A 26,276-nucleotide genomic window follows, 5' to 3' on the forward strand; every position below is an offset into this window, starting at 1 on the left:
TGCTGATATACCCGTCATGGCGCTCACGCACAGACACATCGAAATCTTCCGCGCGTTGATGACAGCGGGCAGCGTCACCAAAGCGGCCAAGATGCTGTTCACGTCGCAGCCCACCGTCAGCCGCGAACTGGCGCGCATGGAGCAGAGCATCGGCTTTGCGCTGTTCGAGCGTGCGCAAGGCCGCCTGCGTCCGACGATGTCCGCGCTGACGCTGTTCGACGAAATCAAGCGCGCGTATGTCGGACTCGAACGGGTGGCGTCGACGGCGGCCAGCCTGCGCGAATTCCAGGGCGGCCAGCTTTCGATCATCGCGCTGCCCGCGTTCTCGCATTCGATCCTGCCGGGCGCGTCGAAGCGCTTTCACGACGCGCAGCCGGGCGTGAGCCTGTCGATCGCCACGCAGGAGTCGCCGTTTCTCGAAGAATGGCTGAGCGCGCAGCGCTACGACCTGGGCCTGACCGAACACGGCGCGCCGCCGCCCGGCACGCGGCTCACGCCCTTGCTCGAAGTCGATGAGGTGTGCGTGTTGCCCGACGGGCATCCGTTGCTCAAGAAGCGCGTGCTCGCGTTGAAGGATTTCGCGGATCAGGCTTTCATCAGCCTGTCGTCGAACGATCCGTACCGGCTTCAGATCGATGAAGCCTTCGCGCAAGCGGGCATTGCGCGCCGCCAGCTCATCGAGACGCCGACCGCCGTCTCCGTATGCAGCTTCGTGCGCCAGGGACTCGGTATCGCGATCGTCAATCCGCTGACCGCTGTCGATTTCGCCGATCGTCATCTGCATATCCGGCCGCTCGCCGTGTCGCTGCCATTTCGCGTAAGCGTGATTCATCCGGAGCACCGTCCTGGCCACCCGCTGGCCGGCGCGTTCGTCACGGCGCTGCAAAGCGAAGCTGCCGCGCTGCGGCTACAATTGAAATGCCATACCGGACCCAGGCGGCAATAACGGTATTGCCCGCAAAACCACGCGCATTTGCGCGAGCCGGCGCGGATTCTCTCCGCTATCAGGCCGCGCACGCTTCATGCTGAACATCACTAGCAAACCGATCGCGAACGCGAACGGCGCACATCGCGCCATCGCGTCGTGACGGACTCTTCACTCTTCGTAGACCATCAACAGGAGTTTCCCAAATGATGAATCGAGACAATCCCGTCTGGCTGATTACCGGCTGTTCCACCGGCTTCGGCCGTGAACTGGCGAAGCTGGTGCTGGAGCGCGGCTGGCGTGCGGTGGTTACCGCGCGCGACGCGTCGAAAGTAAAGGACATCGCCGAAGCGCACGGCGAACGCGCGCTGGTTTTGCCGCTCGACGTGACGAACCGCGCGCAGGTCGAGGACGTGGTCGCACGAGCGAAGCAGCATTTCGGCCGCATCGACGCGCTCGTGAATAACGCGGGTTACGGTTATCTGGCCGCGATCGAGGAAGGCGAGGACGACGAAGTCCGCGCGATGTTCGAGACCAATGTGTTCGGTTTGATCGACATGACGAAGGCCGTGTTGCCGATCATGCGTGAGCAGCACAGCGGGTTGATCGTCAACGTGTCGTCGATCGGCGGCATTGCGAGTTTCGCGGCGACCGGCTATTACCACGCGACCAAGTACGCGGTGGAAGGTCTGTCCGAATCGTTGGCGCTGGAGGTGAAGCCGCTCGGCATCGACGTGCTGATCGTCGAGCCCGGCCCGTTCCGCACGAACTGGGCGGGACCGTCGATCAAACAATCGGCCACCGTGATCGACGACTATGCGGGCACCGCCGGCGAGCGCCGCAAGCAGACCGAAGCGCGCAGCGGCAAGCAGGCGGGCGATCCGGTGCGGGCCGCGCAGGCGATCATCGACGCCGCGCTGTCGGAGCAGCCGCCGCTGCGTCTGCTGCTCGGCAAGACCGCAGTCGATCTCGCGTACAAGAAGCTCGACTTCATGCGCGGCGACTTCGACACGTGGAAAGCCGCGAGCGAAGGCGCGGATTATCCGGAAGGCAGCGCCTGATCAGGCGGGCTCGCGCGGCTTCTTCAACAGGGGCCGCGCCGTTGCAATCGAGCGATGGGAGCACCGGACCGTTCGGTCCGGTCGTTATCGAAGCCGGTTTGATTTGCTCAAATCCAAACCGATTCCGTCAAACCCGTCTACCGGGTTTAAAACTCGACCAGCGCGAAATCTTCCTTGCCCACGTCGCACAGCGGGCAGCGCCAGTCGGCCGGCACGTCCGCCCAGCGCGTGCCCGCCGCGATGCCTTCTTCCGGCAAACCGGCCGCTTCGTCGTAGACCCAGCCGCAGATCACGCAGACCCATTGCTTGAAGTCGTCCGCCGAAACGGCTTGGTCGGCTGCCGACACTGGCGCTTCTGCCGCAGGCTGCACCGGCGTGTCGTCGAGGCTCACGACCAGCGGCGCGACCGTGCCACCGCCGCCGCTCGCGAGGCGCGCCTGCAAGCTTTCCAGCAAGCGTTGCGCTTCGTCCTGCGTCAGGTCGATCCAGTACGGATCGCCGGCGCCGTCGTTGAGCCGCGCGGGGGAAAACTGGATTTCTACGGCTACGCCCTTCTTGTACATGGCACTCGGAATATCGATGAAGCCGGCAACGAGTGCCGGCATGGAGCCGCACGCGCGATGCGCAGGCAGGCGGTGGATTTAGACCAGATGGTTCAGCAGGATGGAGGCGATCAGGCCGGCAGCGCCGATGAGGCCAAGCAATTGCAGCAGAGTGAGCGATTTACGCGGTGCGGTAGTGGCTTGTTGCGTGTTCACGAGAGATTCTTGAAAGTCGGAAAAAGCGAAATGGTACACGGGTGTGAGCGCGGCACATGCCGATTAGCGCAAACCCGCGCGTATCGGCCGACATTATCGCCGCTCGCGCGCGTTGCATTGCTCACCGTGTGGAGATGGATTAATTCCGGAAGAGGCGCAAAGCTCACCTGCCGTTGCGCCGACTCGCCGCATGGCGGGCGAGCGTGGCGACGCACCCCGCACCCCACACCCCGCACCGCGCCTCGACGTGCGCGGTGTCACACAACACGCAACTCAGGTCTTCGCCAGCGGATTGCCCTGGCGCGAATCCCAGAAACGGATCACCGCGGTGTCGCCGGTGCCGGCGCCCACCACCTGATCGGGCGCGCCACGTTCGCGCAGCAATGCGCGCAGGTCGTTGATGACCGGAAACACCTCGTGGTTCCAGTCGGCGCCCTGCGAATCGTGCGCGCGCTGTTCGGCTTCGACGATCTCGCGATCTTCCTTGAAGATGCGCTCGGTGAACCACACGAGCAGCGGCCAGGCGAGATTCAGCACGCCGGGAATGCCGGGCTTGCGAATCGACAGCAACCCGAAGGTGCGGTTGATGCGCTGCTCGCGATCGAGCGGCACATAGACGATCCACAGATCCATCACCAGCGTCTGTTCGGACGTGCGGATCTGCAGCGTCTGATACGGATACTCGGTGCGGATCGTCATCACGTCCTTGTCGTTATCGCCGCCGGTCTTGCGGCTCTGGCCGAACACGATCGCTTCGCCGATCGGCTGCTGACCCGCCATGCGCGCAAACGTGTAATCGACTTCGACCCAGCCTTCACCTTTACGCCGCCCCAGCGAACGCGCGCGCATCTGCCCCATCTGCTTGCGGTGCAGGAACTGATGGTTCATGTCCATCAGGTTCTCGTGCATGAACGAATAGTGGCAATTCACCGGCCGGCCGAACCGGCGCGTCTTGTACTTCGGGTCCGCCACCGAGGTGAACGCGGGCAGCGGCCGTTGTTCGGCGAGTTCGGCGTCGCCGGGGAACACGAAGATCAACCCTTCGATCTCCTGACACGGATACGAGCGCACGCCGTTCGGCAGACGCTCGCGCCCGAGGTACGGCACGTCGATGCACTTGCCCGAACAGTCGTAAGTCCAGCCGTGATAGCCGCAACGAATCGATTCGCCCTCGACGACGCCCTGATGCAACGGCACCTGCCGATGCGCACAGCGATCCTCCAGCGCGAACACCTTGCCGGACTCCGTGCGCGCCAGCACGATCGGGTCGCCGGCGAAGGTCACGCCATGCGTCTTGCCCCGCTTCACTTCATGCGACCACGCGAGCGGATACCAGTAGTCCGGGTGAATGCCGACGCGGCGCAGATCGCGCACCGGCGCACCGCCGGCGGCCTGGGCGGGTGCGTGCGCATGAGCCGCTGCGGGCGCGGCGGCTTGAGCGGCGGCATAAGCGGCATTCTGCGACGCTGCCTGAGCAGGCGCCGCATCGACGGTTGCATCGACGGTGTCTTGTTCGAGCGGGGGAACAGCATGCATACGTGAAGCCTCCATGCACGAGCAGATAGAAGGTCGCCGCCCTGCATGTCGAGGCCGGCATCGTCGCCAGTCTACTCGAAGCGGCCGCCGTCCGGGTCGGACCACGGCACGCGCGGCGGTGGTCACGATGCGTTGGCTCGCGTGCGAGCGCGCCGGTCCGCGCGCTTGCACGTTGCGGAATCCGCGCGGCGCCGTCAGCCCTCGTCGCGCGCCACCAGCCCGGAGCGGCGTTGCACGCCCCACGCGCGTCCGCCGCGCAGAAATTGCAGCCAGCCGAGCGCCGCACCGACATGTCGCACGAGCTGAAACGTGAACGGCTCGGCGATCGCCGCGAGCATCGCCATCCCCAGGCTGTTGCCGCTGCGCTCGCCAGTCCAGCGGCGATAAAGATGGATGCTCCACAGGTAGAACGCGAGATCGATCGCGGTCTTCACGCCGATCACGCTAAAGATCGACACCACGATCGCGCCATGCCCGCCGAACAGAAACCCAGGTAGCAACACGAACGCAGTGAGGCCGTAGATCGGCTGCATCGTGTCGATCGCCTTGACCGGCAGCATCAGCATGCCCAGCGCGCCGTAGCGCGGATTGCCGGTCATGTCGCGGTTCCAGTACTGCGTTTGCAGGAAGCCCGCGAACCAGCGACGGCGTTGCCGCAGAAAACTGCCGAGGTTATCCGGCGCGTCGGTGTGCGCATGCGCTTCGCCGACCACCCGCACGTCCCAGCCGAGGTTGCGATCGACCGAGTAGCGGCGCAGCCGGTGAATCAGCTCGTAGTCTTCGACCAGACATTGCGGATCGAAGCCGCCCACGTCGAGCAGCGCGTCGCGCCTGAACGACGCGAACGCGCCCGAGATCAGCAGCAAACTGTCCGCGCGCATCCACGCAAAGCGGGCGATGAAGTTGCGCATGTACTCATAAGTTTGGAACCACTGGAACACGCGCCCCGACACAGACTTGCCGCAGACCGGCACGAGAATGCCGGCCGCGGCGACCAGCTTCGGCTCGCTCGCGAACGCGGCGCGCATCGCGTAGGTGGCATCGTCGTCGAGCAGCGTGTCGGCGTCGACGGTCATCACGGTGTCGGTGGTCATCACGCTGATCGCCGCGTTCAGCGCGCGCGCCTTGCCGCCGTGCGGCACGCGTAGCCAGTACAGGTTCGGATGCAGCGAACTCGCCGCGCTCAGTACGCCGTCGGCCGCGGGCGTGAGGCCGAAGCGTTCGGTGAGCAGCGCGCGAGTGGCGTCCGTCGAGCCGTCGTCGGCGATCACGATCTGCGCCGGGCCGTGCGTCTGACGCAGCAGCGCGGCGAGCGTCACCGGCAACACCGCCGCCTCGTTATGCGACGCGACGATCACGCCCATGCCCGGCAAGTCGCGCTGTTCATAGTCGGCTTCGAGCGGCGCCGTGCGCCGCATCAGCGGCAGCGATTTCCACGTGACGAACGCGAGCAGCAGCGTGTCGTAGACGACATACGCAATCCCGGTCGACCACGCCAGCGCCCCTTTCAGAAAGAACGCGCGCGCGAACAGCAGCAGCCACACGGCGACGACGCTGACATGAATCAACGTGCTCGACAATGTCGCGGGACGGGGCAGGATGCGCGGCGATGCGAGCGCGAGCGCCTGTTCCAGAGTTTTCTTCAAAGTGGCTGCCGGGTTCGTCGATGCTGCGGTTGTCGGGAAAGGAAACATGCAAGCGGCGCGGCGCTGATGCTCACGGCACCATGCGCTTGAGCACCGACTTGCGGTCGATCCACTGATGCTTGAGCGCGCCGCCGATATGCATCGCCAGCAATGCGTACAGCGCATAGCCGAGCCATGTGTGCAGCGCGCCGAAGCGGTCGTGCAGGCTCTCCTTGAGCGCCGGATCGAGATTCATCACGTAGCCGATGCGCGGCCACGGAAACAGGTTGAACAGATGCATCGGATGCGTCGCCGCATCTTTCCACGCGGAGTCGTGCAGCCAACCGGACAGCGGCAATGCAATCATCAGCAGATACAGCAGGAAATGCGCGACGTGCGCGGCGATCTTCTCCCACGACGGAAACTCGCGCGGCAACGGCGGCGGCCTGTGCGACAGGCGCCACAGGATGCGCAGCAGTGCGAGCCCGAGCACCGTGATGCCGATCGACTTGTGCGTATCGATCACCGGACGCACCCAGTCGTCGGGCAACGAATCCGCGCTCAGGCCGAGCACGACGTTGCCGATCATCAGCAGCGCGATCAGCCAGTGCAGCGTGATCGCGATGCGGGTGTAGCGGGTCGGCAGCGGCGCGCCGGTCGAATCGGTCAGTGAATCGGTCAGTGAATCGGCGTGAGTGTTCATGGTGGTTTGGTTCACGAGTACGGTACGTGCTGCGAAAGCGGCGAAAATCCGGCCCGCACGCGGCGGCGCCACACGCGCAGCCGGTATCAAGCTAACGCCTCAGTGTGCCGGTTTATTCCTCCACACGCTTAACGGCATATTTCCGATTGTTTCGGCGACGCGTGCCGTGCGAATGCGATTGTCACGCGCGTGACTTGCAAGTGCGGTTGTCGCGCTTGCCATCTAACTGCGCGCCCCCGCACGCCGCGCGATCAACGCGGTCGATTCGATCCGCTCGTCGAGCCAGCCATCGGTTGCATGTGCATCGAGCAGTTCCGCGATGCGCGCCAGCAGTTCGTCGAGCCGGCCGCCGAGCCGCTCGCGCGTCAGGCTCGACATCGACAAAGGCCGCGCGCTCAGCGATTCGACCGACACGCGCCGCGTTTCGACAATCGACACACGCTCCAGCGCCGCGAACGCCGACTTCGCGAGCACCGCGTCGTGGCTCTCCCAGTCGTCGGCTTTGCGCTGCAGGCGCGCCGGATCGCTCTGCGCGTACTCCTCCAGCAACGCGTGATACGGCGCGAGCCAGGCAATCGGCGCGTCGGTGACGATGGCCGTCGAGAACAGCGCTACTGCGCCTTCCGGTTCGATCAGCGCGTCCAGCCGCGCGAGTGTATCGGCCCGATCCATCCAGTGAAACGCGCGGCCGATGACGGCCAGCCGGAAGCGTCCGAGCGCCGGCGACAGATCGTACGAACTGCCCTCGCGATACTCGATGTTCGGCGCAATGCCCGCGCCGAGGCCGGCCGCGACGCGCAGCATTTCGGCTTCGGGATCGAGCGCAAGACCCGCGCCCACCCACGACGAAAACGCCAGCGATAACTGCCCCGGCCCGCAGCCGAGATCGAGCAGCCGATGCGACCCGCTCAGCCCGCAGGCCTGCGCGACGCGCCGGATCAGTTGCGGCGAATACGCGGGACGCCCGGCGAGATAGTGCGCGGCATTGGTCTTGAAGCGATCGGGGATGAAGGGAATCGGAGCGGTCATGGGCGGTTCCTGGCGGGTGGGTGGGGAGCGGCAAGGGTCGCTTGCGAGGTGGCTGCGAGAGCGGCGGACAGCATGCTATAGCCATTGCTGCGACGAGGCCCGGTGGGTCAAAGCCCGGTGCGTCTACGGCGCTCGACGCGCCCGCTGCTCGGCTTCACGCCCATGCCCGAAGCAGGCCATTCGATCAGCAGTCCCACGCTGCAACGTATGCAGTTTGATGGCTCCGCGTTCGCGCAGTTTCCGGCATCCGGCAATTCGCGGCGACCGTAAGCCCTTAACACCCCAATCGAAACCCGAATGAAAGACGACTCGCGCCCGCACCTCGCTCGCGACACTGCGCGTCATGTTAGGCGAATCGGCCCATCGCCGCTCAACGCTTCACAAAGCGGTAATGCCCGACGCCCCACTCGTTGCCGTTCGCGTACCCGAACAACTCGGCCACCGCCATGTAAAACATGCGCCAGCGCTGCAACCACACAGCGGCATCGCGCGCGCCGTACGTGTCGGCGAGCATCGGCATCACCCGGTCGCGCGCGCCATCGAGCGCGGCGAGCCAGTGATTCGCGGTGCGCTCGTAATGCCCGCCGCTCACCCACCACTGCCGCTCCATTCGCAAATCGTCCTGGAAGTTCAGCAATAGCGCTTCGGACGGCATCGTGCCGCCGGTGAAAAAGTACTTCGACATCCAGTCGCCGCCGTCGCGCACCTCGAAGTGATACGCGAGCGTGCGATGCGCGAAGATGTGCACGAACAGCTTCGCACCGGCGCGCATCGAGCGCGCGATTTTCGCGAGCAGCAAACCATAGTTCTTCATATGCTCGAACATCTCGATCGACACCACGCGATCGAAGCCGTCGCCGATCTGCACGTCGTCGAATTCGAAATCGACGATGTTGCCCGTGACCACCGCGATGTTGTGCAAACCCAGCTCGGCCGCGCGTGCTTCGATGAACGCGCGCTGTCCGTGCGAATTCGACAGCGCGACGATCCGCGCGCGCGGATAGCGCGCCGCCAGCCACAACGACAGCGAACCCCAGCCGCAACCGAGATCCAGAATCCGCTGACCGTCGGTCAGTTCCGCGCGCTCCGCGTAGCGCTCGAACATCGCCGCCTCGGCTTGCGCGAGCGTCTCGTTGCCGGTGGAGTACAGGCAGCACGAGTACTTCAGATGCGGCCCGAGATGCGCGTGAAAAAACGCGGCCGGCACTTCGTAATGCTGCGTGTTGGCGGCTTGCGTTTCGATGGCGATCGGACTCGCGCGCAAATCGTCGAGCAGCCGGTTCAGGCGTTGCGAACGCTGTTCGCCGTCATCGAGCGCTTCGTCCCGCAGACGCTGGCGCAGCAACTGCCGCATGCCGAAGCGGATCGCGCGATCGGGCAGCCAGCCGCGCTCGCAGCCGCGGATGAGCCAGCCGTCGGCGGACTTGACGGGCATGGTTCGGTGTTCGGTGGTGGACAGGCTCATCGCGTCGGCTCCCTGGCGTGGTTGGCAGGCTATTGGCGGCTTTCCGAACAGGCGCTTCAGTGCCGTGGCGGCCACGGAACCAGCGCGCTGGTGGTACGCATGTAATCGGCGTAACCGGCACGCCGTTGCGCCATGCTCGCTTCGACGAGCGGAATGCCGGAGAGCTTCAGCAACAGAAACGCCATCAGCAGCGGCGGCAACAGCGTGAACCAACCCCACGGCGTGCCGATCGACAACGCGATATACGCGAGCCAATGCACGCACTCGAAGAAGTAATTCGGATGCCGCGAGTAGTGCCACCAGCCAACCCGGCACACGGCGTCGCGATTGGCGGGGTCGGCCTTGAAGCGTCGCAGTTGCCGGTCGGCGCTGGCCTCGCCGGCCACCGACGCGATCCATAGCGCGGCAGCCAGCATGAGCCATGCTGGCGCGGCTTGCGTGCCGCGGTATGCCGGCACGAGGAACGCGATCGACAACAGCATCGAGATCGCGACCTGCAACTGAAAGAACCAGAACATCTTGCTGGCCGCCTTGTCGCCCCATTGCTCGCGAAAGCGCCGATAGCGCGCGTCTTCCGGTTTGCCGGCATTGCGTTTCCACAGGTGCGTGCCGAGCCGCACGCCCCATACGAGGCCGCCGAGCGCAACCAGCGCGCGGCCGAGCGGATCGCCGGTGCCGAGTACCGCATAGAGCACCGCGACAAGGCCGAGCGAATACGCCCAGACGGGATCGATCATGCCGGCGTTTTCGGTCTTCAATTGCCAGGCCCACACGCCGCTGAAGATCGCGACGAGCCCAACCAACGCAATCACGACGACGGCAAGTGGCGACATGTGACTCCCATTCGTTCGATGACGATGCGGTTGCGTGAATCCCGGCGGGCAGGGCACGGCACGGCAGCCGCAGTTTTCAGTCCGCGTCGCCGGGTGAAGCAAATCCTTCCTTGCCGAGCTGATCCGGCCGCTGCGGCACGCGCCTGAAACGCGATGTGTCGTAGCCCATCGCGTCGAGCCGGGCGAGCAGCGCACGGTACGTGTCGTCGCCGATGTCGGGTTCGCGCGCGAAGATCCAGCCGAGGTTCTTGCCGGGATAGCCGAGGATCGTGTAGCGATAGTCGGGATCGACGTACAGCGTCAGTTGCGTGACGCGCACCGGCCAGAACAGTTGCACGCGCCATTCGCCGCCGTCTGTGCCGGGCACTGGCGTGTCGAGGAACTGATAGTGCTTTTCCGGCGCGTCGAAGGTCTTCTTGCGGGCGTAGTACGAATCGTCGATCTTGCCGTCCTGCCGCAAGGTCCATTCCGCCCGGCTCGCCACCATGTCGCGTTCAGCGAAATACGGAATGTTCGCGATGATGTACCAGCGCCCCATGTAGCGCGGCAAGTCGACGGGCACCGTCGACAGCGGCTCGCCCGCGCGCGGGTTGGGGTTCGGCGGACCGTTGGAGCAGCCTGCGATGCTCGACAGCAGCACGGATGCGGCGGCGGCGACGACTGCAACGGTGGCGGTGGCATAAACGGCGCGGCGCATGGCGAAGGCCTCGGACATAGCGTTGGTGCTAACTATTACGTTCGAGCCTGCCGGATGGATGCGCACGGCGATGATGATTCGACGGGCGTGCCTGAGCCTGCGCGCTACCTTGCCCGAAACCACGCTTAAACGCGCGCCCATAGCGGAATGAAACCCCGCAAATAGTGCTACATTGACCCCACTCCGGACTTCAGCTCCTGAATCAAACGAATGGAAAACCTGAGCGGCATCGTCGCCTTCGTGCAAACGGCCGAGGCGTCCAGCTTCGTCGGCGCGTCACAGCGGCTCGGCCTGTCGCCGTCGGCGGTCGGCAAGAGCGTCGCGCGGCTCGAACAGCATCTCGGCGTGCGGCTGCTGCAGCGGAGCACGCGGCGCGTCAGTCTGACCGATGACGGCGAGCGCTTCTACGAGCGCTGCCGGCAGATTCTCGACGCGCTGAACGAAGCCGAATCGATGATGCTGCAAGCCAACGCCGCGCCGCGCGGCCGGTTGCGCGTGAGCTTGCCGACCATCGGCTACCGCTTTCTGCTGCCGATCCTGCCGCAATTCGCCGAGCGCTATCCGGAGATCGACCTCGAACTGGATTTCAACGACCGCATCGTCGACGTGATCGAAGGCGGCTTCGACGCCGCGATCCGCAGCGGCGAACTGCCCGACTCGCAACTGATGGCGCGCCGGCTCGGCCCGTTCCGCTTTGTGCTGTGCGCGTCGCCGGCCTATCTGCAACGGCGCGGCGAGCCGCTCACGCCCGCCGATCTCACGCAGCATGCGTGCTTGCGGTTCCGCTTTCCGACCTCGGGCAAGTTGCAGCCCTGGGCGTTGCGCGGCTTGCCCGACGACGCCGCCGCGCGCTTCCCGACCGCGCTGACCTGCAACAACATGGAGGCGCTGCGCGCGGCGGCGGAACTCGGCCTGGGCATCGGCTATATGCCCGACTTCCTCGCGCGCGACGCGATCCGCGCGGGCACGCTGCGCAGCGTGCTCGCCGACCATCTGGCGCAAGCGGGACAGTTTTCGGTGGTGTGGCCGTCGAGCCGTCAACTCTCGCCCAAGCTGCGGGCATTCGTGGATTTTCTATCCGAGCGGCTGTTCAGCGAAGCGTAGCCCTGGGCATCATGCGACGGCATCGCATGTCGTCCGCTGAAAGCGCTATCGTGTGCGTGTCGCCGCCGTTCTCATCAAGGGTCCGCCCATGTCTTCCCGCCATAGCGCAGCGTTCACGGCCTTGTTCGCTGCCGCGCTGTTCGGCGCCACCACGCCGCTCGCCAAAGCGCTGCTCGGATCGCTATCGCCGTTCCTGCTCGCCGGGCTTTTCTATCTCGGCAGCGGCGGCGGGCTTGTCATCATGATTCTGGCGCGGCGCTTCAAACCACGCGCCGCCGTCGACACGCAATCCGCTCATCCTCGCTTTCCGTTGCGCGAGGCGCCTTGGCTGGCCGGCGCGATCGCGGCGGGCGGCATCGCCGGGCCTGCGCTGTTGATGCTGGGTCTGCAGACGACGCCGGCCGCCACCGGTTCGCTGCTGCTGAATCTCGAAGGCGTATTCACGGCGCTGATCGCGTGGATCGTGTTTCGCGAGAACGTCGACGTACAGGTGTTCCTCGGCATGGCCGCGATCGTCGCGGGCGGCGTGGCCTTGTCGTGGCAACCGGGCGCGGCCGGTTTGCCGGCCGGCACGCTGCTGCTGGCCGGCGCGTGCGCATGCTGGGCCGTCGACAACAATCTCACCCGCAAGGTGTCGACGCATGACGCGATGTTCATTGCCTGCGTCAAAGGACTGGTCGCCGGTTCGGTCAACGTGACGCTCGCGCTCGCTCTCGGCGCGCGCTGGCCGCAGCTGTCGAGCGTCGCACTCGCGATGCTCACGGGCTTTGCGGGCTACGGCGTCAGTCTCGTGCTGTTTGTCGTCGCGCTGCGCAATCTCGGCAGCGCACGTACCGGCGCCTATTTCTCGGTCGCGCCGCTTTTCGGCGTGACGCTGTCATGGCTGCTCTGGCCGCAATGGCCGCCGCCGCTGTTCTGGGTCGCCGCCGCGTTGATGACGCTCGGCGTGTGGCTGCACATCCGCGAACGTCACGAGCATGCGCATACGCACGAGCCGCTCGCGCACACGCATCGTCATCGGCATGACGCGCATCATCAGCACGAGCACGATTTCGCGTGGGACGGGCAGGAGCCGCACACGCATCCGCACCACCATGGGCCGATCACTCATGCTCATGCGCATTTCCCGGACATTCACCACCGGCATACGCATTGACCTGGTGCACTGGCGCACCGCAACAGCGATTGGCGCAGCGCAAGAAAAAAATCTCTGTGAAACGTATCGCGCGATAGACCGATTCAATTGGCGTGCTCGCGGATCGCATCCTGTAATGGACACCTGTTGTCCGCATTTCCGTCCAACCTGCCGGCCTATCCGGAGAGATCCATGTCGCAGCCCGAGCCCGATATCAACGAAGTGGTGAAAAGCATCGCTGAAGAAACCGACACGCCGACCGAAACGGTTTCGCGCATGTACGCGGACACGTTGGCCGACTACCGGCACGATGCGCGCGTATTCGATTATGTGCCGCTGTTCGCCGCGAAGAAGGTGCGCGATCAGCTTCGCCACGGCGCGAACCGCAAACACTGACACGGCAGCGCACAGAGACCACCGTATTCCCGACGATGTTTCGCATCGAACCGGCTAGCCGCTTCCTGCGCACACGTACCCAACTTTGCGCCGCCGCGAGATTCCGAGCCTGAACCGTGGAGCGGAGAATTGCTCGCGGCGCGTGTCGCTTCATTCCGTGTTGGCTTCCCGCGATAAAGCCGCAGCCGTCATGAGGTGCACGGTCGCCGCCCTCAATTTGCTGTTCGGCACCGGCTTATGCAACACCAGTAACTCGCTCGCCTGAACCTCGACCAGACGATCGGCGGCCGTGTCGCCAGTAATCAGCATCGCGGGGATGCTTGAGTTGTATTCGGTACGCAGTCTCTCGATCACTTCAATACCGTTTTCGCCATCGCGCAAACGCAGATCGCAAATCAGAAGATCCGGTATCGCGGTGTGACCGGCGAGAAGTTGGATTGCTTCGTCGGCCGAACCGGCGGTCAGCACTTCGTAACCCCAATTGCTCAGCAAAGCGGACATACCCGTGCGGATCGCTTTTTCGTCGTCGATGACGACCACCAGGCCGCTTGCCGACGTCGCGCTGGGCTCGTCGACGGATTCGCCGACTGGCGTGACCGCCTCGCTCACACGAGGAAGCGCGATTTCGAAACAGGAGCCTTGCCCGGGCGTCGAACGCAGGCGCAGGTCGCATTCCAGCAGGTCGGAAACGCGCCGGACAATCGCGAGACCGAGTCCCAGTCCTTTCGCTCTGTCCGATTCGGGATTGTGGACCTGGTAGTACTCCTGAAACACCAGCTCCTGTTGATCGAGGGGAATGCCCCGGCCCGTATCCCACACCTGGATCGCGACCGACGAACCTCGCCGCCTGCATCCCACGACGATTCTGCCGGCATCGGTATAGCGAACCGCGTTGGAAATGAGATTCCGTGCAATCCGCTCGACGAGCGCCGGATCGGAGTCCACGATCGCACGACTGCGCACATACGAGAGCGTCAAGCCCTTGGCCGCGGCCTCAGTCGAGTAGTCGTCGCAGACGCGGGCCAGCACGGTATCGATCGGGAACGCCTGGCGGCAAATTTTCACGACGCCTGCATCGAGCTTCGAAATGTCCAGTAACGCGGCGAATAAGCGGTCGATTGCGTCCGCCGACATTTCGATCTGCCGGATCAGATGCTGCCCTTCGTCGTTCATCGGGACATTGCGGAGCGCGCCGATAAACAGACTCATCGCGTGAACTGGCTGGCGAAGGTCGTGGCTCGCCGCGGCGAGAAAGCGCGATTTGGCGCGGCTCGCCTCTTCGGCAATTTCCTTTTGACGCTTCAGGTCGACCGCAAGCCGCGCGACGGCTTGCCGCTCGCGAACCGCCGTGACTTCGGCCGCGCGTTGCCGGCGGTGCGTTCGTATGCTGATCACCACGAGCCAGGCCGTCATGTTGAGCAAGGCGCCCAGATGCTCGATGCTCTCGGTCCAACGGTTCCACGGGAATAAGCCGTAGTGCAGCCCGGCGCCGACAATCATCCCGATCGCGTAGCACGTGACACCGGCAACCGCCCGGTCCCACAATGGATCGCCTTCAGCAGCGCGGCGCAACACGAACGGCACAAGCAGCAACAGCGGCAACGTGCCGATCAACGAGAACGCCAATGCGACCGGACTTCTGCTGATCAGACCGGTCACCAGCAGCGAGGTCAACACCGTGAAAAAAACGGTGAGCGATTTCAGCAGCCAGCTAGTTCGCGGGCTTCGCTTTCGCAGGTCGAGAACGAGGTCGACGAAAAGGAAGCAACTGATGGAGCGCAGCAGCATGCAATAGCGCGCGATGATGTCAGCGTAGCGACCACTCGAACCCGGCCACAAATGCGCGTGTAGAAAGCCGTAATAGGCTGACGCGTATACCGTGCTGCAAATCGCGAACAGCGCGAACCAGAGACACAACGGATCGCGCTTGAGCGCTGCGGTAAACAGCGCGTACGCAACGAAGCATCCGCCGACGCCCAGCATGATCGCTCGCCAGAACTGTGTCGACGCTTCGTCCTCAATGAGGCTGCCGGTTCGGATCAGCGAAATGGGCGTCAGCATCGCATTCGGAGAATACTTGCGGATGCGAATCACCAGTTCGTATTGCCGGCCGGACTCCAGCGCGAGTTGAAAGACCGGTTGATGAAATGCGAAAGCGGGCTTCGCAGAGGCCTCCTCCTCACCGACCGACATACTCTGCACGACTCGTCCTTTCTCCACGACGTACAGATCGATTTCGTCGAGGTAGATAAAGTCGATACTCAGCCACCAGTCGAGCGGCGCATCTTCGGACACGGCGATGTCGGCGCGCAGCCACACCGTGTCGCTGCGTTGGCCGAGGTTCGCATGGGGCGTGCGCAGCGGGCCGCGAAACTGGTCCTGCTTCGCCAGCACGTCGTCGATCGTCAACGAGTGGGTTGGGTCGGACAGGAGAGCGACGCTGTTCCACAGATCGATCGTATCTCTGCTGTGATCGACGACGACCGCCTTTGACGTCTGCGCATCTGCCGAAGACAACGCGCCGCAGAAGATCGCGAAACCCACGAGCAGGAACGCAGCGCCTGAATGAATCAGGCGGAGGCGCCACGTTCGGAAATCGCCGGAAACGTAGCGTGGCAGTGAACGGAGTTTCGCCCACGTGATGGCCGACATCTTCATATGCCTTCTTTCCCGGTCAGGATTAATTTGCAGCAAAGCGTCCTGTGCTTTCTGTGACAAGCGCACTGCATATCCGGCGGACTGGAAAAGCCTCCAAAAGCTCTCGCAATGAATGAGGGCACGCGGCAATGACACGACTCGATGCGTCGGTTGATCGAAAGTGCCGGGACGCCCGAGAGCCGTTCGATACGACTGCGCCACTGCACTCTTTCAGAACAGTGCCCCAGGTGCGGCTCGTCAATGTACAGAAGCACCTGTACAGAGATGATTATTGAGGAGAGCGTCGCGTGAAATGTAAAAAAGCATCTATCGGTGGGGCTCGCGCCGAGCTGCGACTCGGTGGGGTGCTGTCACGTCGAGGTCAGCAACGCAATAGCGTCGGCGCGAATTCTCTCGGAAAGCGGACGAATCCTCGGTGGGCTCGGTGAAGCGATGCCAGGCGGCAAAACGGAAATACCAGCGCACCGCGCAACTAATAACGGCAGCAGGAAAACGGTGGCCGCGATAAAGCGCTTTAGGAATTTTCGTGCGAGATATTTACGAGATAACTCCAAAATTGCAACAGATACGACATAATCGAAAAGATTCGATATTCACCCCTCCAGGTAGCCGATACATTACGCGCATTAATCGTTAGTATCAATAAAATGGCTTCGGACAAGCATCTCAGAGATTTCCATCTCGATTTCGACGAAAACCGTGTTAAGCCCGACAAGGCTTAGCAAATCCGCAGCTTCAAGTATTCGTGAAATCAGATAGCTGCTGTTTGCCTTTGTGCCGGCGGCATGCGGGCCATGCGTGGCGCGTGGAACCCTCCTGCGCCCGTGCGAAAGCCGCGTCCTGCCTCGACATAAAAAAATAATATCGCGCTCACGACGGTGAGGCTCCGCGATTCGTGAGAAAGCGGATCGCCGGTTTTTCGTGCTATTTGTTTCCTGAGTTTTGCCACTTTTTTACAGTTTCAAAAGAAGATCTATTGCAAGCACTTCATTTTCCGCTGTCCTCTTTAACATTATTTGAAAAAAGGATTTTTATGAAAATCAATCGCAATGCGATCATCGCTGCAGCCGTTGCCATGTTTGCGGCCGTGCCGATGGTTTCACATGCTGCTGACGGCACCATCACCTTTAACGGCAGCATTACCGACCAGACCTGCAATATCAACGCGACGGGCGGAAAAGATTTTGCCGTGACCCTGCCGACGGTTTCGTCGTCCCAGCTTGCCGCCCCAGGCCTGTCGGCCGGCCGTACGCCGTTCTCCATCTCGCTGTCGGGCTGCTCGACGGCGACGGGTAACGTCCATACGTTTTTCGAATCGGGTTCCACGACCGATCCGGTCACTGGCTACCTCGCACTGGATGCTGGCGGTGCCGACAACGTCAAGATCCGCGTGCTGAACGGTTCCGATGCCTCACCGATCAAGGCGGGTTTTGCCGACGGTACACAAGGCTCCAAATCGGTTGCCCTTGTCGGCGGCGCAGCCACGCTGCCGTACTTCGCGGAATACGTGACAACCGGTGTGGCGGGTTCCGGATCAGCGAATTCGAGCGTGATGTACTCCATCGCGTACGAATAAGCAGTCCTGCAATCACGCCGCGTTGCGGGGCGGATGTCATCCGCTCCGCGTTTCTCCTGCTCCCGCTCCGACAGTCAACATGAAACAGACGCTCAAAATTCTTCTGACCGCCAGTGTTTTCGCGCTGGGACTAGCGACTACGCTCCAGACGCAGGCGGCCGTCGTCATCGCTGGCACGCGGGTCATCTATCGCGGCGGCGATACCGAACAAACCGTCAAGCTGACCAACGAAGGCACGTCGCCAGCATTGACGCAGATCTGGCTCGACAGGGGCGATCCGGCTGCGGCGCCTTCCGCCGTCGACGTGCCCTTCACCATTACTCCGCCGCTTGCCCGCATCGATCCGGGCAAGGGACAGACGTTGCGCATTCTGCATACCGGAGAGGCATTGCCGCAGGACCGGGAATCGGTGTTCTGGCTCAACGTTCTCGAAGTGCCGCCCAAGGCTGGTGGCGAGGCCGACGCTAACCACCTGCAACTGGCGTTCCGCACGCGCGTCAAGATGTTTTTCCGTCCGGCAGGCCTGAAGGGCCGTGCAGAAGATGCGCCCGCACAGATCACCTGGCGGCTGGTTCAGGCCGGCGACCATCCCGCGCTCGAAGCGCGTAATCCGACGCCGTACCACGTGTCGTTCTCGATGCTTGAGGTGAGCGCGGGCGGCAAGACGGTTCGCAGTGAAGACAGCGGCATGGTGAGACCGGGCGAAACCCAAACCTTCCCTCTTTCCGCAGCCGTGTCCCAGGGCACGGCCAGCAAGGTGCGTTACCGCGCCATCAACGATTACGGCGGCGCCATCGACGGTGACGCGGTACTCGACGCAGCGCAGGCGAGGTAAGTCACGAGCCGGCTTTCTGGCTCTCCCGTACACATCCGGGTGCTTCCTTTTGAAACATGCTGCACGGCGCAGCAGGGAAGCGTTCGTCTTGAACACAACGTGCAACGACGGTATCAACCATGTGCTCACCGCAATTTCGTCCTTTCCCGCCGCCGCTGTCACCGATCGGTGCAGTGGCGCTGGCACTGTTCGCCAGTAACGGAGCGCGGGCTGCGGGTGAGCCGGGCGTTCCCACCCAGCTCGCGGAGGTTCAGTTTAACGAACAGTTTATCCGTCAGCCCGGTACCGCGGGCGTCGACCTCAAGCGCTTCAACAAGGGTAACGCTGCATTGCCCGGCGACTACCGGGTCGATCTGTACGTCAATGGCGGATTGACTGGCCACGCCCAGGTCAGCCTGAAGCAGACCGGCGCGGACAGCAACGATGTGCAGGTGTGCTTCGATCGCGCATTGCTCGAGCGCGTCGGCGTGGATCTGACGAAGTTGCCGCCCGAAGCCGTCGCGCGTCTGGATGCGGGCACCGATGCATGTACATCGTTGCCGTCGCTGATCCAGGGCGCGACCGTGACATTCGATAACGGCGAACTGCGGCTCGATGTGAGCGTGCCGCAGTTCGCGCTTGCCCGCACGGCGCGCGGTTATGTTGAGCCGCGCTACTGGGACGACGGAGTGAACGCCGCCCGCCTGCAGTACAACGCCAACCTCTATCATGCCGATTCCTCCGGCATGAACTCCACCCAGACCTATGTCGGGCTGAACGGCGGGATCAATGTCGGCTCGTGGCGCTTTCGCCATAACGGCAACCTGACGTCCAGCAGCCAGGACGGCACCCACTACCAGAGCGTGCAGACCAACCTGTGGCGCTCGATTGCGCCGCTCAAAAGTCAACTGGTCATCGGCGACGCATTCACCGATGGCGCGGTGTTCGACAGTGCCGGTTTCCGCGGCGTGCAACTGGCCAGCGACGACCGCATGTATCCGGAGTCGCAGCGCGGCTACGCGCCGGTCATCCGCGGCATGGCCAACAGCAATGCGCGAGTGACGATCCGCCAGAACGGCAACATCATCTACGAAACGACCGTGGCGCCGGGGGCCTTCGAGATCAACGATCTCTATCCGACCGGCTACGGCGGTAACCTCGACGTGACCGTGACCGAGGCCGATGGCCGTGTTCATACTTTCACGGTGCCCTATGCGGCCGCGGTGAATTCGCTGCGGGCCGGCATCACGCGCTTTAGCGCGACGGTTGGCCAATACCGCAATCCGACGGTGGATAACCACCCGTTGCTGTTCCAGGGCACGCTTCAGCATGGCTTCACGAACCTGCTCACGGGCTACGGTGGCGCCGTCGCGACACCGGGCTATATGGCCGCGCAGATCGGCGCGGCGCTGAATACGAAGCTGGGTGCGGTGGGCCTCGACGTCACCCACGCCACCACACGTTTCGATCATCAGCCCGGCCGCAATGGCCAAAGTCTGCGCCTGAGCTATAGCAAGCTGATCGAGTCCACCGACACGAACCTGTCTGTAGCGGCTTATCGCTATTCGAGCAGCGGCTATCTCGATCTGGCAAATGCGATCGCGCTGCGTGACCTCGATCAGCGCGGCATGAACACCGCCATGCAGGGTATCCAGCGTAACCGCATGCAACTCACGATGAACCAGTCCCTGCCCCAAGGGTTCGGGGCGTTCTATGCGACTGGCTCCACACAGAACTACTGGAACCGGAGCGGCACCGATACTCAATTGCAGGTGGGCTACAACAACAGCTTCAGGCAGATTAACTTCAACGTGGCGTTCTCGCGCCAGTTGAATGTCGGCACCGGCAAATGGGACAACCGCGCGATGCTGACTGTCGGCATTCCGCTCGGCTCCGGTCCGCATGCGCCGTACTCGACGACCGCCCTGCAAGGTGGCGGCAATGGGCCGGCCAGCGTGCAGCAGACCGTCACGGGCACGCTCGGCTCCGACTACGCGTTCACCTACGGTCTGAACGCGGGCCACAGCGGCGGCGGCGGGGCAGGCAGCAACACGACAGCGGGCGCGAACGCGGCGTACATGTCGCCAGTCACCACGATGAGCGGAAGCGTGAGCAGGAGCAGCAACTACACCCAGGGCAGCGTCGGGTTGAGCGGCGGCGTGGTCGCCTACTCGGGCGGCGTGGCTTTCACGCCGTCGATGGGCGATACGGTGGTCATCGTCGAAGCACGCGATGCGGCCGGAGCACGTGTGGCCAATGGCAGCGGCCTGCGCGTCGATCCGTGGGGGCACGCGATCGTGTCGAGCCTGAGTCCGTTTTCCAGCAACCAGATCGAGATCGATCCGAAGGGTCTGCCGATCAATGTGGAACTGAAATCGACGCAACAGTCGATCGCCCCCACCGCGGGCGCGATAACGCGCGTCAGGTTCGAGACCGAGGACACGGGTCGCGCCGCGATCCTGACCATCAGGAAACCCGACGGCACACCGATGCAGTTTGGCGCGGAGGTGTCAGGCGAGCAGGGGCAGGGCATCGGCACGGTCGCACAGGGCGGCCGGGTGATTGCGCGTGGCCTCAGGAACGACACGGGCAAGCTGCTCGTGAACTGGGGCGAGAGCGCCGATGAACAATGCTCGGTGGACTACTCGTTGCCGAAGATGGACAGGAAAATGAGCGCGCGGTACAGCATGGTCGAACTGGTGTGCCGGTAATCGCGCGCTGCGGCAGGGGCCTGTTTCGTGATGGCGGTTCTGCCGGGATGGAATGGTCCCGGTTGTATAACTGAATGGTGAAAAAGATGATGCGAAGATTGACGGGTTTGCTTTACCTGATGCTGGCGTTTTGCCTGCCTGCGACGGGCTGGGCGGCGTGCACGGGCACACCGAAGTCGTTCAGTGTATACGGCCAGCCCAAGGTGCCGGTCTTCAAGCCGGACGTGGCGAACGGGACGGTCCTGTGGAGTTCGCCGATGCTCAACGCCACCGTGGACACCGGCGTGCTATCGTGCACCGGGGGCTTCGGCACGGTAACCATGACGGGTACGGGCTCGTACAACAGCACGTACAAGACATTCTCGACGAATGTCCCCGGCATCGGTCTGAGGATCAGTGACCCGAGTGGATCGTACTATCCGCTCAACACTTCCGTCTGGTCAACTAGCAACTCGCTATCCACGAACGCTACCTTCTACATCGATGTCATCAAGACAGGTACGGTGACTTCGGGCGGCGCCATCACCGGGAATATCGTTCAGTATGCGGCCCAGGGTGGGAGCTATCCGATCCTCTACGTTTATCTCGGTACTCCGATCGTCATTAACCCGACCATCCCCACGTGTGCCGTGACGACGCCGTCCATCGTGGTGCCGCTAGGCAACATTGCACGAAACTCGTTCACCGGTGTCGGTTCGACCTCGCGAGCGCAGTCACTGAATATCGGGCTGAACTGTACAGGTGGTGCGACAGGTGTCATGGCGACCGTCTACACGACCTTGACCGACCAGACGACTCCGTCGAACGTATCCGACACGCTATCGCTGACGGCGGCGTCAACCGCCAAAGGCGTCGGTATCCAGGTGCTGAACGGCACGAATGTCGTCAGTTATGGCGCGGATTCCAAGACGATTGGCAACAAGAACCAGTGGGCGGCTGGACAGACCGGTAACGGCACTTTCAACATTCCGTTGACGGCGCGCTACGTGCAGACAGCGGCTACGATCAACGCCGGCACCGCGAACGGCATAGCCACGTTCACGATTGGCTATCAGTAAAAGGGACGTTTGACGAAAGCGGGCGAGCAAGTATCGTTGCACGTCCGACGATCGGGATTCAACATTCCTCGCCGTGTACCTGGAGCCCGGCAGGATCGACGTGAACAAGCGGCATTGGTGCTTCAAGGCGGCGTCGCGCGAACAGGTCGATTCTTCGCAGCCGGCCTCGCCGAGGGAGGACGTTCAGATGGCGAACCGGGGCTCCGCGTTCACTACCATCGCGACTACTATGCAGCGTTCGTGTACGACCCCGCCGGCAATCGTGTGGAGGCCGCGTGTCATGTGCGCGCGAATTGACGCGTCAACCGATCCGCCGGCGCCCGCCGTTCGTATTCAGCCACATTGAAATGCCGCGCGCCTGTGATAGCAAATCGGCAAATTCCTTCGCCCCATCAGGTTCACAAAAAGACAAAAGGCGCACCGCCCAGTGCGCCTTCCGTCTCCCTGCCATTGCGGTACTACCGCATCTACCGCCCACCAAAACTCATTCCGCTTCGAAAGCTGAAGCCGGAAACCTCAAGCCTCCAGTTGTTCCAACACCTTCCCCTTAGTCTCGATCCCAAGAAGATGCACCGCAACCGCCGCCAGAAACGGCACGGCCGCGAGAATATAAAACGCCACCTGCAAGTTGCCGCCGATCATCGTCTTCGACACGATCGCCGGCGCGAAAATCGCTGCCACCTTCAGCCACGCGCCACCGACACCGCAACCCATCGCACGGATGCTGGTCGGATACAACTCCGGCGTGTAGACGTAAGCCGTGATGAACCCGCACGCGAGGAATCCCAACGCCAACGCGCAGAACGTCGCCACCACATACACCGATGATCCGTGGAACACGCCCGCCAGCACCAGTGAAAGCGCGCACGCGAGGAACGACACGTTGATGATCGGCTTGCGTCCCACCTTGTCGACCAGCAACGCGCAGGTCAACGATCCCAACACGCCGAGCACCGAAGCCGCCACCGCCAGGTTCAACGCGAGCTGCAGCGGCGCGTGATAAATCGTGCGATAGATGGTCGGCAGCCACGTCGACAAACCGTACTGGATGAAGCCGCAAGTGATCCACAGCATCGCCACGGCCAGCGTGCGCTTCAGATACGCCGGGCCGAACAGGTCCGCCATGCGCCGCTTCGGGTGACGATTGGCCATCGCGTCGAATTCAGCCGAGTTGAGCACCGGCGGCAGCGGACCTTTGGCAGCGCGTTCGAACGCATGCACGGCGGCATCGGCCTCGGCCATCCGTTCACGCTCGGCGAGCCAGCGCGGCGATTCCGGCACCAGCTTGCGCAGCACGAAGAACAGAATCAACGGCATGCCGCCGATGAAGTACATCGCTTGCCAGCCGAAACGCGGTACGATCCACGCACCCAGCGCATTCGACGCAAGTAGCCCGACCGGGAACACGATTTCGTAAAGGAGCACGAAACGTCCACGGCCATGCGCGCGGCTGATCTCGTTGATATAAGTCGCGGCCACCGGCAATTCGCCGCCCAGCCCCAAACCCTGAATCACCCGCAGTACGACGAACGCGGCGAACGTCGGCGCAAAACCGCACGCAATACTCGTGATGCCGATGATCCCCGAGCTCAACGCAATTGCCCTCACGCGACCCTTGCGTTCCGCGTACCACGGAAACACGAACGCGCCGATCAGTTGTCCTACCGAGCCGGAGCCAATCAGAAAGCCGATCTCCCACGGCGTCAATTGCCACTTCGCGATCAGGATCGGCAGCGTGGCCGCGATTGCGATCACGTCGAAGCCGTCGAAGAACGTCGCGAGGCCGATCAGAATGCGCGCGCGCACCTGCATCGCGTTTCTCGGCATCCGTTCGAGACGCGCGATGATCGAGCCCCGGGTCACGGGGCCTGAGACACCGGCGCTGCTGCGGTCCCCCATGATGGTGTTGTCGATGGTTCTCATGCCGTGGTGCCGTCCGTAGATGTGGTTAGGCAAGCGCCGTCGAGGCGTCGGTCAAGGTGGCAAGGTCGATGGTCCGGCCTTGGTTCATCCATTTGCGCGAGAGCTTCAGTTCGCGCGGCGTGTTGATCGCGATCACGCCGCGGATCGCGCCGTCTTCCAGATGGAACAGCGTCGCGCGTTTGCCCGGCAGATCGCCGCGCACCGCCAGTTGCGCATCGCCCGGAATGTCGCCGAGGATTTGCAGATTGACGTCGTACTGATCCGACCAGAACCACGGAATGTCCGCGTACGGTTCGAACGTGCCGAGCAAGGCCTTCGCCGTGGAAATCGCCTGGTTCTGCGCGTTCGCCCACGATTCGAGCCGCACGCGGCGCTTGAGCCATGCGCTCGGATGATTGGCGACGTCGCCGCACGCGAAGATGCGCGGGTCGTCGGTCGCGCCGAAGTGATCGACGACGATGCCGTCGTCCACCTTCACGCCCGCGGCCACAGCAAGCGCCGTGTGCGGCGCGAGGCCGATGCCGGCAACCGCGAAATCGGCGTCGAGCGTCGAGCCGTCCGCGAACGTCGCGCGAATCCGACCGGCGTCGTGCGGATGATCTTCGAGCTTCAGGAGCGCTGCATTGAGGCGCACGTCCACCCCGTTCGCACGATGCAGGTCCAAAAGGAAGCCGGACACGAGCGGCGGCAGCGAACGCGCGCACAAACGCGGCGCGCCTTCCACCACGGTCGCGTCGACGCCGAGCTTGCGCGCGGTCGCCGCCACTTCCAGGCCGATCCAGCCACCGCCCACCACCAGCACGCGCTTGCTCGCGCGCAGCCGTTCGCCGAGCGCGACGGCTTCGTCGAGCGTGCGCAGATACGTGACATGCGAGGTCTTCACCAGCGCATCGGGCAGCTTGCGCGCCGCGCCACCGGTGGCGATCACGAGGCGGTCGTATTGCACCTCGCGGCCCGACTGCGTGCGCACGATGCGTTGCTCGCGATCGATCGAACTCGCGCAATCCGGTTGCCACGCTTCGACGTTCAGCGCGTCGAAGTCGTCGGGCTGGACCAGCCGCACGGTGTCGATATCCGCTTCACCCGCGAGCACGGCCTTCGACAACGGCGGGCGTTCGTACGGCAAATGCACTTCGTCGGCGATCATCACGAGACGTCCGTCGAAGCCTTCCTTGCGCAGCGTCTTCACGACCCAGCCGGCCGCCTGGCCGCCGCCGATCACGACGATCGTGCGCGGCGCTTCGAGTCCGGCATGCGCGGCTTGCGCTTTTTCGGTAGCAGCGTCAGTCATTTTTACGCTCCGTCATGAACTTGCCTTCGGGCGCCTTCGCGTTTTTCTGGCGCCGCGTGTTGCCGTCGATACCGCCGTCGATCGCCCATTCGGCGAACACGGTCGGACCCGGTTCGAAATCGCGCGGCTGCCAGTCGGGCGTGAGTTGGTCTTCATCGGCGTAGTACTCGATCAGGCCGCCGGCCGGATTCTGGAAGTACCAGAAGTACGCCGACGACACCGGATGACGTCCCGGCCCGAGTTGCGTTTCCCAACCGCAACGGCTGATGTGCATGCCGCCGCCGAACACTTCGTGGATATCGCGCACGGTGAACGCGACGTGATTCAAACCACGCTTACCGTTGGGCAATGCAAGCAGGAAGATGTCGTGGTGGCCGCCGTGCGGCGCGCAGCGCATGAACGCGCCACGGCCCGGATAACGGTCCGACATTTCGAAGCCGAGCAGCTCCTGGTAGAACTTTTCCTGTTCGGCGAGCTTGTTCGTGAAGAACACCACGTGGCCTACTTCGACCGGCTCGGCGCGTTCATAGATCGGTGACGGCTGATCGACGCGCAACGTCTGCCCCCACACGTTCGACGGTGAACCGTGCACGTCGAGGTCGCGCTTGCGGGTCACTTCGACGCGAATCGCCATCCCGTTCGGGTCGATGCAACCCACGGCGTCGTCGGTTTCGACATGCCCCGGCTGACCGGCGAAGCGGCCGCGCAGTTCGTCGAGTTCGGCTTTCGTCGCAACACCCCAGGTCACTTCACGCAGCGTCGGACCTTCTTCGAAAGCGGGTGGCAGCGACGGATCGTTTGCGTCGACGGCCAGAACCGTGCAGCCGTTCAGCGTTTCGAAGCGCGCGTGCGTCTCGTCGTGCGCGGTCTCTTTCAAACCCCAGTCCGCGAAAAAGCGGCGGCAGGCGGCGAGATCCGTCACACCGTAAATAATCTGTTCAATGCCGAGAATCGTCATAACGTGCCTCTTGCGTATCT

The 26,276-nt window shown here is 63.4% G+C and carries 21 protein-coding genes and 1 pseudogene; 10 read left to right on the plus strand and 12 right to left on the minus strand.

Annotation, left to right across the window (positions count from 1 at the left end; all coding sequences use genetic code 11):
• Window positions 1-16: 16 nt before the first annotated feature.
• Together BGI01S_RS14915 and BGI01S_RS14920 are read left to right on the plus strand one after the other, a co-directional pair.
• Window positions 17-946, plus strand: coding sequence for a LysR family transcriptional regulator (locus BGI01S_RS14915; RefSeq protein WP_042326525.1), 930 nt, complete (start codon window positions 17-19; stop codon window positions 944-946).
• A gap of 185 nt (window positions 947-1,131) precedes the next feature.
• Complete coding sequence (locus BGI01S_RS14920; protein ID WP_042326526.1) at window positions 1,132-1,986, plus strand: oxidoreductase; 855 nt, start codon at window positions 1,132-1,134, stop codon at window positions 1,984-1,986.
• A 146-nt stretch (window positions 1,987-2,132) separates the two neighbouring features.
• Here BGI01S_RS14920 and BGI01S_RS31285 read toward each other — a convergent pair whose 3' ends face one another.
• From BGI01S_RS31285 to BGI01S_RS14965, 8 genes are all read right to left on the minus strand, one after another.
• On the minus strand, window positions 2,133-2,549 hold the full coding sequence (locus tag BGI01S_RS31285) for a rubredoxin (RefSeq protein ID WP_084585384.1): 417 nt from the start codon (window positions 2,547-2,549) through the stop codon (window positions 2,133-2,135).
• A 468-nt stretch (window positions 2,550-3,017) separates the two neighbouring features.
• Window positions 3,018-4,280 (minus strand): aromatic ring-hydroxylating oxygenase subunit alpha, encoded by a 1,263-nt coding sequence (locus BGI01S_RS14935; protein WP_042326527.1) that lies wholly within the window; start codon window positions 4,278-4,280, stop codon window positions 3,018-3,020.
• Window positions 4,281-4,474: 194 nt separating this feature from the next.
• Window positions 4,475-5,926 carry a glycosyltransferase family 2 protein gene (locus BGI01S_RS14940; RefSeq protein ID WP_042326528.1) on the minus strand — a complete coding sequence of 484 codons (1,452 nt, stop codon included), beginning with the start codon at window positions 5,924-5,926 and terminating at the stop codon, window positions 4,475-4,477.
• A gap of 70 nt (window positions 5,927-5,996) precedes the next feature.
• The gene (locus BGI01S_RS14945; protein WP_042326848.1) at window positions 5,997-6,608 is read right to left on the minus strand and encodes a cytochrome b; all 612 of its coding nucleotides are present in this window, start codon (window positions 6,606-6,608) and stop codon (window positions 5,997-5,999) included.
• A 222-nt stretch (window positions 6,609-6,830) separates the two neighbouring features.
• On the minus strand, window positions 6,831-7,637 hold the full coding sequence (locus BGI01S_RS14950) for a class I SAM-dependent methyltransferase (protein WP_042326529.1): 807 nt from the start codon (window positions 7,635-7,637) through the stop codon (window positions 6,831-6,833).
• A gap of 370 nt (window positions 7,638-8,007) precedes the next feature.
• A complete protein-coding gene (locus tag BGI01S_RS14955) occupies window positions 8,008-9,102 on the minus strand; it encodes an SAM-dependent methyltransferase (protein WP_042326530.1) in 1,095 nt (364 codons plus the stop codon).
• 56 nt (window positions 9,103-9,158) lie between these two features.
• The gene (locus BGI01S_RS14960) at window positions 9,159-9,935 is read right to left on the minus strand and encodes a DUF1295 domain-containing protein (RefSeq protein ID WP_042326531.1); all 777 of its coding nucleotides are present in this window, start codon (window positions 9,933-9,935) and stop codon (window positions 9,159-9,161) included.
• Between the two features lie 76 nt (window positions 9,936-10,011).
• Entirely contained in the window at window positions 10,012-10,632 is a 621-nt protein-coding gene (locus BGI01S_RS14965; RefSeq protein ID WP_084585375.1) for a lipocalin family protein, read from the minus strand.
• A gap of 210 nt (window positions 10,633-10,842) precedes the next feature.
• On the opposite strand from BGI01S_RS14965, the gene BGI01S_RS14970 reads away from it, so the two are divergent.
• The 3 genes from BGI01S_RS14970 to BGI01S_RS14980 all read left to right on the plus strand — a co-directional run bounded on the left by BGI01S_RS14970 (window position 10,843) and on the right by BGI01S_RS14980 (window position 13,267).
• Complete coding sequence (locus BGI01S_RS14970; protein ID WP_042326532.1) at window positions 10,843-11,736, plus strand: LysR family transcriptional regulator; 894 nt, start codon at window positions 10,843-10,845, stop codon at window positions 11,734-11,736.
• Between the two features lie 88 nt (window positions 11,737-11,824).
• Window positions 11,825-12,892 (plus strand): DMT family transporter, encoded by a 1,068-nt coding sequence (locus BGI01S_RS14975; RefSeq protein WP_042326850.1) that lies wholly within the window; start codon window positions 11,825-11,827, stop codon window positions 12,890-12,892.
• Between the two features lie 171 nt (window positions 12,893-13,063).
• Complete coding sequence (locus BGI01S_RS14980) at window positions 13,064-13,267, plus strand: DUF3562 domain-containing protein (RefSeq protein ID WP_042326533.1); 204 nt, start codon at window positions 13,064-13,066, stop codon at window positions 13,265-13,267.
• 150 nt (window positions 13,268-13,417) lie between these two features.
• Here the strand turns inward: BGI01S_RS14980 and BGI01S_RS28995 are convergent, their stop codons facing one another.
• The gene (locus BGI01S_RS28995; RefSeq protein ID WP_052400477.1) at window positions 13,418-15,925 is read right to left on the minus strand and encodes a hybrid sensor histidine kinase/response regulator; all 2,508 of its coding nucleotides are present in this window, start codon (window positions 15,923-15,925) and stop codon (window positions 13,418-13,420) included.
• A 1,033-nt stretch (window positions 15,926-16,958) separates the two neighbouring features.
• On the opposite strand from BGI01S_RS28995, the gene BGI01S_RS14990 reads away from it, so the two are divergent.
• From BGI01S_RS14990 to BGI01S_RS31070, 5 genes and pseudogenes are all read left to right on the plus strand, one after another.
• Window positions 16,959-17,501 carry a fimbrial protein gene (locus BGI01S_RS14990; protein ID WP_084585376.1) on the plus strand — a complete coding sequence of 181 codons (543 nt, stop codon included), beginning with the start codon at window positions 16,959-16,961 and terminating at the stop codon, window positions 17,499-17,501.
• A gap of 79 nt (window positions 17,502-17,580) precedes the next feature.
• Window positions 17,581-18,336: a fimbria/pilus periplasmic chaperone gene (locus BGI01S_RS14995; RefSeq protein ID WP_042326534.1), complete on the plus strand. Its 756-nt coding sequence runs from the start codon at window positions 17,581-17,583 to the stop codon at window positions 18,334-18,336.
• Window positions 18,337-18,509: 173 nt separating this feature from the next.
• Window positions 18,510-21,026 (plus strand): fimbria/pilus outer membrane usher protein, encoded by a 2,517-nt coding sequence (locus BGI01S_RS15000; protein ID WP_322786969.1) that lies wholly within the window; start codon window positions 18,510-18,512, stop codon window positions 21,024-21,026.
• 74 nt (window positions 21,027-21,100) lie between these two features.
• On the plus strand, window positions 21,101-22,084 hold the full coding sequence (locus BGI01S_RS15005; RefSeq protein ID WP_052400478.1) for a fimbrial protein: 984 nt from the start codon (window positions 21,101-21,103) through the stop codon (window positions 22,082-22,084).
• Window positions 22,085-22,118: 34 nt separating this feature from the next.
• Window positions 22,119-22,381 (plus strand): annotated as a pseudogene (locus tag BGI01S_RS31070) (VOC family protein); the annotation flags it as partial.
• Window positions 22,382-22,600: 219 nt separating this feature from the next.
• Here BGI01S_RS31070 and BGI01S_RS15010 read toward each other — a convergent pair.
• Genes BGI01S_RS15010 through BGI01S_RS15020 form a run of 3 tightly spaced genes read right to left on the minus strand, consistent with a single transcriptional unit; the run spans window position 22,601 to window position 26,256 of the window.
• A complete protein-coding gene (locus tag BGI01S_RS15010) occupies window positions 22,601-24,007 on the minus strand; it encodes an MFS transporter (protein ID WP_042326536.1) in 1,407 nt (468 codons plus the stop codon).
• 25 nt (window positions 24,008-24,032) lie between these two features.
• Window positions 24,033-25,298 (minus strand): NAD(P)/FAD-dependent oxidoreductase, encoded by a 1,266-nt coding sequence (locus BGI01S_RS15015; RefSeq protein ID WP_042326537.1) that lies wholly within the window; start codon window positions 25,296-25,298, stop codon window positions 24,033-24,035.
• A complete protein-coding gene (locus BGI01S_RS15020) occupies window positions 25,291-26,256 on the minus strand; it encodes a VOC family protein (RefSeq protein WP_042326538.1) in 966 nt (321 codons plus the stop codon). Before BGI01S_RS15020 ends, BGI01S_RS15015 begins: the two co-directional genes overlap by 8 nt.
• Between the last annotated feature and the right edge of the window lie 20 nt (window positions 26,257-26,276).

It is taken from the genome of Paraburkholderia ginsengisoli NBRC 100965, from assembly GCF_000739735.1.
In the GTDB taxonomy this organism is placed as follows: Bacteria; Pseudomonadota; Gammaproteobacteria; order Burkholderiales; family Burkholderiaceae; genus Paraburkholderia; species Paraburkholderia ginsengisoli.